The following is a 13841-nucleotide window of genomic DNA, read 5'->3' on the forward strand; positions in this document are numbered from 1 at the left end:
GGGGTTGATCGCCATGCTTTCCGTGCCCGGGCTACCCCTCTGGATGGAAATGGTCGAAGATTTTCCGCGCCATGGCGCGGCTGATGCCGTCCACGGTTTCCAGATCGGCGATTCCGGCGTCGGCGACGGCGCGGGCCGAGCCGAAATGATGCAGCAGCGCCTTCTTTCTTCGGGCGCCGATGCCGGGAACCTCGTCCAGCAGGGATTGGGTCAGCCCCTTGGAGCGTTTGGCCCGGTGGGTTCCGATGGCGAAGCGGTGGGCCTCGTCGCGCAATCGCTGGAGAAAATAGAGCACCGGATCGCGGGGCGGCAGCGACAGGGGCGGCCGCCCCGGCAGGAAGAAACGCTCGCGGCCGGCATCGCGATCCGGCCCCTTGGCGATCCCCACCAGCATGACGTCGTCGATGCCGAGATCGGCCAGGACCGCCAGGGCGGCGTTGAGCTGGCCCTGGCCGCCGTCGACCAGCGCCAGGTCGGGCCATAGGCCCCGGTCCTGGTCGGGGTCTTCCTTCTGGGCGCGCTTGAAGCGCCGGGTCAGCACCTCGCGCATCATGGCGAAATCGTCGCCGGGGGCGATATCGCCGGACTTGATGGTGAACTTGCGGTAGGCCGACTTCATCAGGCCGTCCGGTCCGGCGACGATCATGGCGCCCACCGCGTCCGATCCCTGGATATGGCTGTTGTCGTAGACCTCGATCCGCTCGGGCGGCGCGTCCAGGCCGAAGGCGGCCGCCACCCCCTCCAGCAGCCTGCGCTGGGCGCCGCTTTCCGCCATGCGGCGGCCCAGGGCCTCGCGGGCGTTGTCGGCGGCATGCTCCACCAGCCCGGCGCGGTCGCCGCGCTTCGGCGTCAGGATCGTCACCTTGCGGCCGGCCTTTTCGGAAAGGGCGCGGGCGATGATGGCGGCTTCCGCCGGTTCGACGTTGACCAGGATTTCGGCGGGGGGGCGCTTGTCGGCGTAGAACTGCCCCAGGAAGGCGGCCATGACCTCGGCCGGTTCCACATCCTGGGCGTGAACCGGAAAATAGGCCCGGTTGCCGTAATTGACGCCGGCGCGGAAGAAGAACACCTGGACGCAGACGCCGCCGCCGGCCTGATGCAACGCCACCACGTCGGCCTCCTCCAGGTCGGCCGCGCTGATGTCCTGATGGGCCTGGATGCGGGCCAGCGCCCGGATGCGGTCGCGCAATACCGCCGCCTGCTCGTATTCCATGGCTTCGCTGGCGGCTTCCATGGCGGCGGCCAGGTCGCGCTGGATGCGCTGGCTGCGCCCCGACAGGAACGATCGCGCCCCCTCGACCAGGGCCAGATACTCGGCATGGCCGATCCGGTCGACGCAGGGCGCCGAACAGCGCTTGATCTGGAACAGCAGGCAGGGGCGGGTGCGGGCGGCGAACACCGAATCCGAGCAGGACCGCAGCAGAAAGACCCGTTGCAGCGCCGCCAGGGTCTGGTTGACCGCCCCGGCCGAGGCGAAGGGGCCGAAATACTCGCCCTTGCGGGTGCGGGCGCCCCTGTGCTTGAGTACTTGCGGCCAGTCATGGTCGGCGGTGACCAGGATGTGGGGAAAGCTCTTGTCGTCCTTCAGCAAGATGTTGTAGCGCGGCCCCAGCGTCTTGATCAGGTCGGCTTCCAGCAGCAGCGCCTCGACCTCGGTGCGGGTGGTGACCACCTCCATGGATCGGGTCTCGGCGATCATGCGCTGGATGCGAAGCGGCATGCGGTCGGGACGGGTGTAGGCGACCACCCGCTTCTTCAGGTTCTTGGCCTTGCCCACGTAAAGCACGTCGCCGCCGCTGCTCAGCATGCGATAGACGCCGGGGGTTCCGGGCAGGGTGGCCAGCATGGCCTCGATGGCGGCCAGGCCGGCGGAGAGGGGGGATGGGTTTTCCCGCTCCGGTAGTTGTTCCGTATTCTCGGGCATGGCGGCGATATCGGGGGGTGGCGGGGACGACGGGCGACCTAGTTATATTATCGTTCGGTGAATAGGAATTCCTCTTGCGTCGCGGGATATCCACGATTCCTGTGGATAAGTCTGTTGGCAAGATTGGGGGAGTCGGGGTTTCCCCAAGGCTCTCCGTGGATTTGAGCGGATTGCCCATATTTTGAGCATCAATGTAATATCATTGAATATCAGTGCATTAGCTTATGTCAAGTGTAAACGATTGGTAACCGCGGCCAATTTTGTCTGGACAAGCGGACATCTTGAAGTGTAGCTCGCCTGCCTCGGCGGCCTGTGTAAAACTTGCGTATGCGGTGAATTTCCGGGGCCATCCCAGGCGCAGCAAAGGCCGTTGCGGAATCGTTTCGAAAGCGTCCGGCCGATTGTCGCCATCGGCGGGACCTACTCGTCCGGGGGACGATCTCCGGTTGCCCAGCAAAGATGCTGTCCGCCGTCCAGGGCGATCATCTGGCCGGTCAGCGAGGGCGTCGCCAGCAGGAACCGGATGGTCCGGCAGATCTCGTCGGGCGAGGTGCCTCGGGTCAATGGCAGGCTGGCCGCCTGGGCGGCGAACTGCCCTTCGCTCTGACGGGCGCTGGGCAGGGCCGGACCCGGGCCGATGGCGACGACGCGGATGCGCGGCGCCAGCGCCAGCGCCAGGGTCTGGGTCAGGGTCCACAGCCCCGCCTTGGATAGGGTGTAGGTGGTGAAATGGGGGGTCAGGTTCCACACCCGCTGGTCCAGCAGGTTGATCGCCACCCCCTCGGCGGCTTCGGGCAACTGGCGGGCGAAGGCCTGGATCAGGACGAAGGGGGCGCGAAGATTGACCTCCATGTGCAGGTCCCACGACGCCCGGGTGGCGCCCAGCGCGTCGTCCCGCTCGAAGGTCGAGGCGTTGTTGACCAGCACCCCCAGCGGCCCCAGGGCCATGGTGGCGGCGGGAACCAGGGCGGCGACCTCGTCCTCGCGGGTAAGGTCGGCCCGCAACGCCACCGCCCGGCCGCCCCGGGCGGTGATCTCGTCCACCACCTGGCGGGCGGCGTTGGCCGAGCGGGAGTAATGAATCGCGACGGGGTAGCCGGCCTCGGCCAGGTCGAGCGCCACGGCGCGGCCGATGCGCCGGGCGGCGCCGGTGACCAGGGCGGCCAGCGGCATCAGGACTCGACAGGGGTGGGGGGGGCGGAAACCCGGCGACGCGGCTGAATGATGCGAACCACCGGCTTTGGCGTCACCGGACGGGGCGGCGGCACCTTTTCCAGGGCGTTCAGCACCTCGCCGGCATGGGCCGGGCGCCGGGCCGGATCGGGATCGGTGCAGGCGCGGACCAGGTCGATCAGGATGGGCGGCGCCTCACCGCTCAATTCCGCCGCGCCGGCGGCAAGATCGGGCAGCGTCCCGGTCAGGACGCGGTAGGCCAGCACCCCCAGCGAGAACACGTCGGCGCGGGGGGTGACGGCGGTGGCGTTGTCGCGTTGTTCGGGCGCGGTGTATTCGATGCCGCCCATCCAGTGGTCGGGCATGGGCAGGTTGCGTTCCGGCAGCTTGACCATGCTGAAGTCGCACAGCTTCAGCGCCCCGTTCTGGGGGGCGGACAGCAGGATGTTGGATGGCTTGATGAAGCGGTGAACCAGGTTGCGCCGGTGCAGTGCCAGAGTCGCCGAGCTGATCTGCTTCAGCGCCACCATGGCGCGGGGCGCCGGCATGCGGCGCGGCCGGTCGCGTTCGTCGGCGGCGGCGGGGTCGTCCTTGCCGATCTCGAACGGCAGATGGGCGGCCATGTAGGGCATGACGAAATAGGGGCGGCCGTCGCCCAGTTGCTCCATCACCTTGATGCCGACGATGTAGGGATGGTCGAAGCCGGCCAGGGTGCGGGCCTCGGTGACGAAGCGGGTCAGTTGCTGCGCCGGGCTGAGGGCGCCGTCGTCGCCGGGTTTGGGGTCGAACAGCTTGATGGCGACCGGCACCTGCAAGTCGGGGTCGTGGCAGAGAAATATCCGGGCATAGCCCGATGTCAGGACCGCCTTGTGAACGACGTATTTTCCGATGCGTTCCATGAGTTCCCGCCCCGCCTCGATTCTGGAGTCAGTCTAGTGTCCCGATTCGGAAGTTCGCAACTTGATTTGTGGTCCAGGGCGTTGGGGTTCCCATTATCGCCGGATGAACAATCACAGACTTGCCAGTCCAGGGCAAGTTCCGGCTGGCGGCACGCATGCCGTTTATGGCGTAGGGGGGCATCACGCCGTACCGGGGCACGACGAGAAACGCCCTTCCGGAGACGGCCGGAAGGGCGTTCGGGACGAAACGAGGGGGTGCCGGTCAGTCGACGGCCTGAACCGCCATCACTTCGGGAACGTAGTATTTCAGCATGTTCTCGATGCCGTGCTTCAGCGTGGCGCTGGAACTGGGGCAGCCGGAACAGGCGCCCTGGAGGTGGAGGTAGACGATGCCGTCCTCGAAGGCGCGGAAGATGATGTCGCCGCCGTCCTGGGCGACGGCGGGGCGGACGCGGGTGTCCAGCAATTCCTTGATCTGCATGACGATGCCGTCGTCGTCGACGCCGCTGGCGGCATCCTCGGCGCCCTCGTTGATCACGGGCTGGCCCGACGAGAAATGTTCCATGATGGCGGCCAGGATCTGGGGCTTGACCACCTGCCAGTCGGCGGAATCGGCCTTGGCGACGGTGATGAAGTCGGTTCCCAGGAACACGCTGGACACGCCGTCGACCGCAAACAGCCGGGTGGCCAGGGGCGACCGGTCGGCGCGGGAGGAATCGGCGAAATCGGCGGTGCCCTGTCCCATGACCACGGTTCCCGGCAGGAACTTGAGGGTGGCGGGGTTGGGCGTGGGTTCGGTCTGGATGAACATGGTGGTCCTTATGCTCGGCGCTGAACTGCCTTGATTAAATGGCGTTCCCCCCCCCGCGAGTCAAGGAGGAGGGACGAGCACGCCGCACAATGGGGCGGACCTGACATCTCAGGTGATCTGGTCGATCTGCTCGTCGGTCAGGTTGCCCGGCACGATGGTGACGGGAATGCGGAGCTTGCCCATGTACTTGCCGGTCAGCGCGGTGACCAGCGGCCCCGGTCCCTTCGAACCGGGATCGGCGGCCAGCACCAGCACCGAGATCGACGGTTCCTCGGCGATCACCGCCAGCAACTCCTCGCGGGGTTCGCCTTCGCGCACATGCAGGACCGGCAGGTGGCCGGACACCGCGTTGACGTCGCCGGCCAGGCGGTTCAGCAGGGTCTCGGCCTCCTGACGCGCCTCTTCGCGCATCAGGTTGCCGATGGAGGCGAAGTGCTGGTACTCGGCCGGCTCGATGACGCGCAGCAGCGCCACCTGACCGTCGGAGGCCCTGGCCCTGCGGCAGGCGAAACGCAACGCGGCCCGTAATTCCGGGGAATTGTCGACCACGACCAGGAAGACGCGGCTGGACGGCATGGAAAACCTCCTCAGGCCTTCTTGAACGCGACGGCGGCCAGCCAACCGGCGGCCGCGGCCAACAGGATGGCGATGATACCGTAAGCTGCGGCCTGCTGGTGGGCGAAATCGTATAAGTCGGCGCCGACGCCGATCTTGCTGACCACCAGCGGCGTGGTCTGGGCGCTGACCACCTGGCCGTCCACCAGCAGGTAGACCTCGACCATGTAGGTCCCCACCGGCACGTTGGCGGGAAAATGGACGTCGGTGCGGAACAGGCGCTGGCTCAGCATGCCGATCCTGAGGGTCTCGGTCCCGTACAGGCCGCGCTTCTGGTTGAGGCGGAACAACGCCTTGCGGTATTCGGCCAGGTCGGCGTCGGCATCCTTGACCCGGATGTCGAGCTTCAGATGGTCGAGGCCGATCTGGTGGCGGTCCAGCACCGATTTCGGCGCCACCTGATCCAGCGGCCGGGTCGAGGCCACCCGGTAGAACGACGGGGCCGAATCCACCTTGGCGATGCCGGAATTGATCCAGATGCCGCCGGTCCGCGCCTTGCGCCGCAGAACCTCGGCCCGGTTGGGACCGCGCACCACCACCACCACGTCGCCGGCATTGACGCCGCCGGTCTCCTCGATGGCGCCGAACAGCAGGACGTCGGTGCCGGCGAAACCGGTGGTGATGGCCACCAGATGCTTGGATAGGTCGGCCACCAGCGGCTCGGCGGCGCGGGAAGGTGCCGCCGCCGGCAGGACGGCCAGCAGGACGAGGAGCAGGGCAAGGGCGAAGCGGCGACGCATCAGTGCTTCCCTCCCGCGCCGATGGCGAACAGCTCGTTCGGGACCATGACCATGTCGAACAGCAGCTTGGCGCAGACGCCGAGCACCATCAGCGCCAGCAGCGAACGCAGCTGCTCGCCCTTCAGCTTGACCCCGAAGCGGGCGCCGATCTGGGCGCCGATCACGCCCCCGGCCAGCAGCAGCAGCGCCAGCACCACGTCGACGGTGTGGTTCATGGTCGATTGCAGGAAGGTGGCGTTGGCGGTCACGAAGATGATCTGGAACAGCGAGGTTCCCACCACCACGGCGGTCGGCATGCCCAGCAGGTAGATCATGGCCGGCACCATGACGAAGCCGCCGCCGACGCCCATGATGGCGGCCAGGATGCCGACGAACAGGCCGATCAGGGCGGGCAGCAAGGCGCTGATATAGAGCTTGGAGCGACGGAACCGCATCTTGAACGGCAGGCCGTGCAGCCAGGAATGTTGGTGCAGCTTGCGCCGGGGGGCGGTGGTGCCGCCGGCGGCGTGCTTGCGGCTGCTGCGCAGCGCTTGGAGGCTTTCCACCAGCATCAGCGCGCCGATGATGCCGAGAAACACGATGTAGCAGAGCGAGATCACCAGGTCGATCTGGCCCAGATTGCGCAGTATGCGGAACAGATAGACGCCCAGGGTCGAGCCGACGAAGCCGCCTGCCGTCAGGATCAGCCCCATCTTGATGTCGACGTTGCCGCGCCGCCAATGGGCCAGTACGCCCGATACCGACGAGGCGACGATCTGGTTGGCCTCGGTTCCCACCGCCACGGTGGGGGGAATGCCCAGGAATATCAGCAGCGGCGTCATCAGAAAGCCGCCGCCGACGCCGAACAGGCCGGACATGAAGCCGACGCCGCCGCCCAATCCCAGGATCAGAAAGACGTTGACCGACATCTCGGCGATGGGAAGGTAAATCTGCATGCCTTCCGTTCTCCCCTGGTTCCCGGCATTCTGACCGTGCGCCGGTGAACACTCCCGGTTTTCGCTCCAACCGGGACGGAAGGCAATAGCAATCTTATGGTTTTCTAATATTTAAGGCCGCCAGCACCTCGGCGCCCTGCATCCTCGCCTTGAGCGCCATGTAGCCCTGGGCGGTCAACGGGCTGGGAATCAGGCTGGAATCGGGGGCGCCGGCCCAGACGACGCGGGGGCGCAGGCTGGCGGCGACGGCCAGATGCCCGACCATGCGGGTCCAGGATTCCGTCAGGCGGCGTTCGGCCAGGACCGCCTCGAAATCGCGGCCCAGTTCACGCGCCACGATGGATTGGGCGTAAAGCCGGCCCTTGTTGCCGTAAAACACCGTTCCCGCGGCGAAATCGGGCAGCATCGCCGGCCCGGCCGCCGCCAGGTGGTGGTCGATGGCGGCGGTGGCGTCGTCGATGTCGCGCAGCATGGTTTCCAGCACCGCCGCCAGCGTTTCGGCGCGCAGGTCGATGGTGGCGCCGCCGGAGACCAGGCGGTCGCTGTAGCGATCCAGCGACCGCTGGGCGTTGCGGTACTGCTTTTCCGCCGAGGCGGTCGGCAGCCACGAGGTTCGGGTGTCGAACTTCCACACCGTGCCGGGATATTTCAGCAGGCCGGCGGCGTTGTGCAGGTCGACATCGGGGCCGTTGGGGCCGAATCCCAATCCCCTCTCGCCGGCCATGGCGGCGGTGACGCGGGCCAGGGTTCCCACCAGTCCCAGTTGGAAGGCCGGCATGTCGCGCAGCCAGCCGCCGGGCAGGAAAAAGGGGTCGTTGGCCCGCCAGCGGCTGACGTCCAGTTCGCGGCCGATCAGGGCGGCGGAGACCGCCACCGCCCGTGACCGGCCGGCGGCCACCTGGGCGGGGGCGAAATCAGGGGTGTCGTCGATGCGGCTGATCACCGTCATGGCGACCGGAAAGCCCAGTGCCACCGCCACCGCGGCCGCCCACAGCACGGCGCGCCGCGACGGGTGGCGCAGCATTCCCATCGCCACCTTGAACAGGCCGACGACGGCGATACGGGCGGTGGTGGCAAGCCGTCCGATCACGGCTTCAGGAACCCGACGATGTCGTAGACCTCGGCGATGATGGGGCGGGCGATGGCATCGGCCCGTTCGGCGCCCGAGCGCAGTACGGAATCGATATGGGCGGGGTCGTCCATCAGCCGCTTCATCTCGGCGTTGATCGGCCCCAGCACCGACACCGCCAGATCGACCAGATCCTTCTTGAACTCCGAGAACTGCCGGCCGGCGAAGCGGGCGGCCACGTCCGCCTTCTCCATGTCCGACAGGGCGGCGTAGATGCCCAGCAGGTTGGAGGCCTCGGGGCGGCCCTCCAGCCCGTCCAGGGTGGCGGGCAGCGGCTCCAGGTCGGTCTTGGCCTTGCGGATCTTCAGCGCGATGGTGTCGGCATCGTCGGTCATGTTGATGCGCGAATAGTCGGATTCGTCGGACTTGCTCATTTTCTTGGTGCCGTCGCGCAGGCTCATGATGCGGGCGGCGGCGCCGAAGATCAGCGGCTCGGGCTGCGGGAAGAACTCGACCCCGAAATCGTTGTTGAACTTCTGGGCGGTGTCGCGGGCCAGTTCCAGATGCTGCTTCTGGTCCTCGCCCACCGGCACATGGGTGGCGCGGTAGGCCAGGATGTCGGCGCTCATCAGGTTGGGATAGGCGAACAGGCCGACCGAGGCGTTCTCCTTGTGCTTGCCCGCCTTGTCCTTGAACTGGGTCATGCGGTTCAGCCAGCCCATGCGGGCGACGCAATTGAAGATCCAGGCCAACTGGGCATGGGCCGGCACCGTCGACTGGTTGAAGACGATGTGCTTCGAGGCGTCGACGCCGGCGGCGAGCATGCCGGCGGTCACTTCGCGGGTGTTGCGGGTCAGCTCCTTGGGGTCCTGCCACAAAGTGATGGCGTGCATGTCGACGATGCAGAAGATGCACTCGAACTCGGATTGCAGGCGGACCCAGTTGCGGATGGCGCCCAGGTAATTGCCGAGATGGAGGTTTCCGGTCGGCTGGACGCCGGAAAAGATGCGCTTCATGGCTGACGGTCGCTCCGCGGGGAATCAGGGGGCTCAGGTATACCCTGCCGCAGACCGGCGTCAAGAATCACATGCGGCTACAGCCGCCACAGCCCCATGCCGTCGGGAATGTCCATGCCGCGCCACATTCCCTTGACGTCGGCCACCAGGCCGCCGGGGCGCAGCAGGGTCTCGAAGGTCTCGCGGGAGAAGGCGAGATAGGGGGAATGCGGCACCGCCCCGACCACGCAATCATAGCCGGCGGCGGCGTCCAGACTGGGCATCAGCGTTTCGGAATATTCGTGGGCCGCCTCGGCCGGGTCGGCGAGGGGATCGTGCACCGAGACGTGGTGTCCCTCGGCCCTGAGGCCGGAGATGACGTCGACCACCTTGCTGTTGCGCAGGTCGGGCACGTTCTCCTTGAAGGTGAGCCCCAGCACCAGCACCCGCGACCCGGCGGGCAGGCGGGCGGAAATCTGCCGGGCGATCCAGCCTCCCATGCCGTCGTTGATCCGCCGCCCGGCCAGGATGATCTCGGGGTTGAGGCCGTTGTCCTGGGCGCAGCGGGCCAGGTAGAACGGATCGACGCCGATGCAGTGACCGCCCACCAGTCCCGGCTTGAAGTTGAGGAAATTCCACTTGGTGGCCGAGGCCTCCAGCACGTCGTAGATGGAGATTCCCAGCTTCTGGAAGATGATGGTGATCTCGTTGATGAAGGCGATGTTGATGTCGCGCTGGGCGTTCTCGATCACCTTGGCGGCCTCGGCTACCTTGATGGAGGCGGCCGGAAACACGCCGCCCGACGTCACGCGCCCATAGACGCGAGCCAGCAGGGCGGTGACCTCGGGGGTCTGTCCGGCGATGACCTTGGCGATGCGCTCGACGGTGTGTTCGCGGTCGCCGGGATTGATGCGTTCCGGCGAATAGCCCAGGAAGAAGTCGCGGCCGCAGACGAGGCCGGACAGCCGTTCCAGCTCGGGGCCGCAGATATCCTCGGTGACGCCGGGATAGACGGTGCTTTCGAACACCACCACCGCGCCCGGCTTCATGGCCCGGGCGACGGTGGCGCAGGCGCCCAGCACCGGCCGCAGGTCGGGCTCGTTGGCCGCGTCCACCGGGGTCGGCACGGTGACGACGAACAGGCCGGCGCCCTCGATGTCCTCGATCTCGGTGGTCAGGCGTAGCGTGCTGGCGCGCAGGCGGGCGGGCTCGACCTCGTCGGTGCGGTCGAGGCCCTTGTGAAGCTCCTCGATGCGCGGGCGCGAAATGTCGAAGCCGATGGTGGGAAAATGACGGGCCAGGGCCACGGCGAGCGGCAGGCCGACATAGCCCAGGCCGATGACGGCGATGGTGGTGTCCTTCATGGGGCTTTCCGTTCCGGGACCGGTTCGCGGGGAAGGGCAGATGTAGCGCAGCCGGCGCGGCGGGTCCACAGGCTTCGCGCCGCCTCGACCACCCGGCCGGCCTCCAGGTCCAGCATCATGCAATTCTGGCTGCGGTGGTCGAAATCGGGGGCGTGGCAGATGTCTTCGAATGAGCGCGGCCCGCGCACGCTGGCGGCATGGGGGCCGAACGGTCCGTAGAAGACTTCCGACGACGGACCGAACAGGCCCAGGGTCGGAATGCCGGCGGCGGCGGCCATGTGCATCAGGCCGGAATCGTTGCCGAGATAGAAGGCGCTGCGTTCCAGGCAGGCATAGGCGGTGGCGAGGTCGATTCCGCCGGCCAGATCGATGAGCCGGCCGGAGGGAACGGCATCCAGCACCGGCTGGGCCTTGGCACGCTCGTCGGCGGAGGCGAACACGGCGACGCGGGCGCCGGGCAGGATGCCGTCGGGCGCGGTCAGGCGGGCGATGACCTCGGCGAAGCGCCCGCCCGGCCATTGCTTGGCCCCCCAGTTGGCGGTCGGCCCCACCGCCAGCACCGGACCGCCGTCGGGAATCAGGTGCCCGGCCCGCTCGCGCTCGGCCTCGCCCGCCCACAGCCGGGGCGGCATGGCCTCGCCCAGCCCCAGCACCGAGGCGAGGTGGAGCAGCCGGTGCCTGGGTTCCCACGACGAGGTGACGATTCGCCGGCGCAAGGTGGGCAGCAGCCAGCCAATGGCCGAGCCGCGCAGGTCGACCACCATGCTCCAGGGCCGGGTGACGGTTCGCCGCCACAGGTCGATCCAATGGCCGGCGCGCTTGCGCTTGACCATGGGAATCACCGCCTCGACGAATGGCGCCGCCCGGAACAGGCCGGCGGCCGCCTGGCCGCAGGCCACGGTGAAGCGGGCGGAGGGATGGCGCTCGGCCAGATGGCTCAGCACTCCGGTGGACAGGACGGCGTCGCCGATGCGGCTGGCGGTGATGAACAGGATGCGCATGCGGCCATGCTCTTACCTCCGTTCACCGCCCCGGACAAGCAAAGCCGTTCTGGCTTCGTGACAGGCCGTGAAATCCGGGCTATAACGCCCCGTTTTTCCCTGAACCCCTTGTCTTCCCGAACCCGAGGATCGATCCATGCCGTTCATCGCCGACAGGCTTTCCGCCATCAAGCCGTCCCCGACCATCGCGGTGACCCAGAAGGCCGCCGAGCTGAAGGCCGCCGGTCGCGACGTCATCGGCCTGGGAGCCGGCGAGCCCGATTTCGACACGCCCGACAACATCAAGGCCGTCGCCAAGGCCGCCATCGATTCCGGCCAGACCAAGTATGTTGCTCCCGCCGGCACTCCGGAACTGCGCAAGGCCATCGCCGCCAAGTTCAAGCGCGAGAACGGGCTGGACTACACCCCGGATCAGGTCACCGTCGGCGTCGGCGGCAAGGGCGTGATCTTCAACGCCTTCATGGCCACCATCAATCCCGGCGACGAGGTCATCGTTCCCGCCCCCTACTGGGTCAGCTATCCCGACATCGCCATGATGTTCGGAGGCCAGCCGGTGTTCGTGCCCTGCCCGGAGGAAACCGGCTTCAAGCTTCAGGCCGCCGCCCTGGAAAAGGCGATCACGCCCAAGACCAAGTGGCTGGTGCTGAACTCGCCGTCCAATCCCACCGGCGCCGCCTATACCCGCGCCGAGCTGAAGGCGCTGACCGACGTGCTGCTGCGGCACCCGCACGTCTGGATCATGTCCGACGACATGTACGAGCATCTGGTCTACGGCGATTTCGAGTTCACCACCCCGGCCCAGGTCGAGCCCAAGCTGTACGACCGCACCCTGACCATGAACGGCGTGTCGAAGGCCTACGCCATGACCGGCTGGCGCGTCGGCTATGCCGCCGGGCCGCTGCCGCTGATCAAGGCCATCAACATGATCCAGTCGCAGTCGGTGACCCACACCGCCTCGGTCAGTCAGGCGGCGGCGGTCGAGGCGCTGAACGGCACCCAGGATTTCATCCCGAAGAACGCCAAGGTCTTCCAGGGACGCCGCGACCTGGTGGTCCGCATGCTGAACGAATGCCCCGGCATCACCTGCAAGACTCCGGAAGGCGCCTTCTACGTCTATCCGTCCTGCGCCGGTACCATCGGCAAGACCACGCCCGACGGCAAGGTGATCGAGACCGACACCGATTTCGTCGGCGCCCTGCTGGAAGCCGAGGGCGTCGCGGTGGTCCAGGGCGCAGCCTTTGGCCTGGAACCCTATTTCCGCATCTCCTACGCCACCTCCGAGACGGCGCTGACCAAGGCCTGCGAGCGTATCAAGCGCTTCTGCGAAAGCCTGAAATAGCCGCCTTCACGCGAAAGGGGGGGGCGTTCCCGCCAGCCGGGAGCGCCCCCCTTTTTCATTGCGGTTCCAGCGCCAGCAGGGCCGGGACCTGGGCGCGGATCTCATCCAGCACCGTCCGGTCCAGCTTGCCCAGCCAGGCGCCGGGAATGTCCTGGATGCCGTAGGTCGCGCCGGCCAGCATGCCGGCGATGGCGCCGGTGGTGTCGGCGTCGCCGCCCTGGTTGACCACCTCGATCAGGCAGCTCTTGAACGAATCCGTCAGGAAATAGAAGTGCAGCACCGTCTGCATGGTGTCGACCACATAGGCGGTGGACTGGCCGCGAAAGGTCTCGAACCTGAAGCATTTGTGGGCCTCGACCAGGGCGCGGGCCTCGTCGCGGGCCACCTTCATTCCCAGCCCGCTCACCAGCGCCTGCGCCATGCGGCCCAATGCCAGGGTGGCGGCGTCGGACAGGGGGTGGTGATGGGTGATGTGGCATTGCGCCAGGGTCCAGTCCTCCAGCCGCCGGGGAAATCCCAGGGTGGCCAGGGCCACCGGCAGGTTGCGCATGGCGGCGCCGTTGCCGGCGTCGCCGTCGCAATAGGCGCCCTCGACCGTGCCGTTGGTGATGTAGCGACGGATGCCGCGCCGGCAGGTGTTGCCGATATCCACCGGTCCGCTCTTCAGCCAGCCGACGAATTCGTCGCAGACGTCGGCGGCGTCGAAGCCGCCCCGGCGGATGAGGGACCGTCCCAGGCACAGCGCCATCTCGGTGTCGTCGGTGACCTGTCCGGGGGCCAGGTGCAACCAGCCGCCGCCGATCATCTTGCGGTGCAGGCCGTATTTCTCGCGGATTTCGCCCTTGGTCATGAATTCGACGGTGGCCCCCAGGGCGTCGCCGACCGCGAAACCCACATAGGCCCCCAGCGCCCGGTCAAGCAGGGTCGGGGCGCTGGGGGCGGCGGGGCGTTCGATGAACGGGATTTTCATGGGGGC

General features: G+C 67.4%; 13 protein-coding genes. 1 reads left to right on the forward strand and 12 read right to left on the reverse strand.

The genetic code is table 11. From position 1 onward, the window contains the following. Nucleotides 1-31: 31 nt before the first annotated feature. The 11 genes from uvrC to MTBSS4_RS05420 all read right to left on the reverse strand — a co-directional run bounded on the left by uvrC (nucleotide 32) and on the right by MTBSS4_RS05420 (nucleotide 11526). Entirely contained in the window at nucleotides 32-1924 is a 1893-nt protein-coding gene (gene uvrC / locus MTBSS4_RS05370; protein ID WP_173982370.1) for an excinuclease ABC subunit UvrC, read from the reverse strand. Between the two features lie 420 nt (nucleotides 1925-2344). Beyond that, complete coding sequence (locus tag MTBSS4_RS05375; RefSeq protein ID WP_173982371.1) at nucleotides 2345-3097, reverse strand: SDR family oxidoreductase; 753 nt, start codon at nucleotides 3095-3097, stop codon at nucleotides 2345-2347. Then, nucleotides 3097-3996 (reverse strand): serine/threonine-protein kinase, encoded by a 900-nt coding sequence (locus MTBSS4_RS05380; protein WP_173982372.1) that lies wholly within the window; start codon nucleotides 3994-3996, stop codon nucleotides 3097-3099. The genes MTBSS4_RS05375 and MTBSS4_RS05380 overlap by 1 nt, the downstream gene beginning before the upstream one ends. A 262-nt stretch (nucleotides 3997-4258) precedes the next feature. Further along, nucleotides 4259-4807, reverse strand: coding sequence for a NifU family protein (locus MTBSS4_RS05385; RefSeq protein ID WP_173982373.1), 549 nt, complete (start codon nucleotides 4805-4807; stop codon nucleotides 4259-4261). Between the two features lie 108 nt (nucleotides 4808-4915). Next, the gene (locus MTBSS4_RS05390) at nucleotides 4916-5383 is read right to left on the reverse strand and encodes a universal stress protein (RefSeq protein ID WP_173982374.1); all 468 of its coding nucleotides are present in this window, start codon (nucleotides 5381-5383) and stop codon (nucleotides 4916-4918) included. 11 nt (nucleotides 5384-5394) lie between these two features. Further along, on the reverse strand, nucleotides 5395-6162 hold the full coding sequence (locus MTBSS4_RS05395) for a TIGR02186 family protein (protein ID WP_173982375.1): 768 nt from the start codon (nucleotides 6160-6162) through the stop codon (nucleotides 5395-5397). Next, the gene (locus MTBSS4_RS05400; RefSeq protein ID WP_173982376.1) at nucleotides 6162-7097 is read right to left on the reverse strand and encodes a sulfite exporter TauE/SafE family protein; all 936 of its coding nucleotides are present in this window, start codon (nucleotides 7095-7097) and stop codon (nucleotides 6162-6164) included. The genes MTBSS4_RS05395 and MTBSS4_RS05400 overlap by 1 nt, the downstream gene beginning before the upstream one ends. Nucleotides 7098-7191: 94 nt before the next feature. Continuing rightward, a complete protein-coding gene (locus tag MTBSS4_RS05405; RefSeq protein WP_254432392.1) occupies nucleotides 7192-8187 on the reverse strand; it encodes a DUF2333 domain-containing protein in 996 nt (331 codons plus the stop codon). Next, nucleotides 8184-9182: a tryptophan--tRNA ligase gene (gene trpS, locus MTBSS4_RS05410; protein WP_173982377.1), complete on the reverse strand. Its 999-nt coding sequence runs from the start codon at nucleotides 9180-9182 to the stop codon at nucleotides 8184-8186. Before trpS ends, MTBSS4_RS05405 begins: the two co-directional genes overlap by 4 nt. A 77-nt stretch (nucleotides 9183-9259) precedes the next feature. After that, entirely contained in the window at nucleotides 9260-10525 is a 1266-nt protein-coding gene (locus MTBSS4_RS05415; protein WP_173982378.1) for a nucleotide sugar dehydrogenase, read from the reverse strand. After that, a complete protein-coding gene (locus MTBSS4_RS05420) occupies nucleotides 10522-11526 on the reverse strand; it encodes a glycosyltransferase family 9 protein (protein ID WP_173982379.1) in 1005 nt (334 codons plus the stop codon). The genes MTBSS4_RS05415 and MTBSS4_RS05420 overlap by 4 nt, the downstream gene beginning before the upstream one ends. A 136-nt stretch (nucleotides 11527-11662) precedes the next feature. On the opposite strand from MTBSS4_RS05420, the gene MTBSS4_RS05425 reads away from it, so the two are divergent. Continuing rightward, nucleotides 11663-12865, forward strand: a complete 1203-nt coding sequence (locus MTBSS4_RS05425; RefSeq protein ID WP_173982380.1) for a pyridoxal phosphate-dependent aminotransferase — start codon at nucleotides 11663-11665, stop codon at nucleotides 12863-12865. Nucleotides 12866-12920: 55 nt separating this feature from the next. Here MTBSS4_RS05425 and draG read toward each other — a convergent pair whose 3' ends face one another. Further along, nucleotides 12921-13835, reverse strand: a complete 915-nt coding sequence (draG, locus tag MTBSS4_RS05430) for an ADP-ribosyl-[dinitrogen reductase] hydrolase (protein ID WP_173982381.1) — start codon at nucleotides 13833-13835, stop codon at nucleotides 12921-12923. Between the last annotated feature and the right edge of the window lie 6 nt (nucleotides 13836-13841).

The organism is Magnetospirillum sp. SS-4, from assembly GCF_902729425.1.
In the GTDB taxonomy this organism is placed as follows: Bacteria; Pseudomonadota; Alphaproteobacteria; order Rhodospirillales; family Magnetospirillaceae; genus Phaeospirillum.

Coding starts and splice junctions, on each gene's coding strand:
- MTBSS4_RS05420 (WP_173982379.1), bottom strand. CDS start 11,526: ATGCGCATCCTGTTCATCACCGCCAGCCGCATCGGCGACGCCGTCCTG.
- trpS (WP_173982377.1), bottom strand. CDS start 9,182: ATGAAGCGCATCTTTTCCGGCGTCCAGCCGACCGGAAACCTCCATCTC.
- MTBSS4_RS05425 (WP_173982380.1), top strand. CDS start 11,663: ATGCCGTTCATCGCCGACAGGCTTTCCGCCATCAAGCCGTCCCCGACC.
- MTBSS4_RS05415 (WP_173982378.1), bottom strand. CDS start 10,525: ATGAAGGACACCACCATCGCCGTCATCGGCCTGGGCTATGTCGGCCTG.
- uvrC (WP_173982370.1), bottom strand. CDS start 1,924: ATGCCCGAGAATACGGAACAACTACCGGAGCGGGAAAACCCATCCCCC.
- MTBSS4_RS05395 (WP_173982375.1), bottom strand. CDS start 6,162: ATGCGTCGCCGCTTCGCCCTTGCCCTGCTCCTCGTCCTGCTGGCCGTC.
- MTBSS4_RS05375 (WP_173982371.1), bottom strand. CDS start 3,097: ATGCCGCTGGCCGCCCTGGTCACCGGCGCCGCCCGGCGCATCGGCCGC.
- MTBSS4_RS05390 (WP_173982374.1), bottom strand. CDS start 5,383: ATGCCGTCCAGCCGCGTCTTCCTGGTCGTGGTCGACAATTCCCCGGAA.
- draG (WP_173982381.1), bottom strand. CDS start 13,835: ATGAAAATCCCGTTCATCGAACGCCCCGCCGCCCCCAGCGCCCCGACC.
- MTBSS4_RS05385 (WP_173982373.1), bottom strand. CDS start 4,807: ATGTTCATCCAGACCGAACCCACGCCCAACCCCGCCACCCTCAAGTTC.
- MTBSS4_RS05380 (WP_173982372.1), bottom strand. CDS start 3,996: ATGGAACGCATCGGAAAATACGTCGTTCACAAGGCGGTCCTGACATCG.
- MTBSS4_RS05400 (WP_173982376.1), bottom strand. CDS start 7,097: ATGCAGATTTACCTTCCCATCGCCGAGATGTCGGTCAACGTCTTTCTG.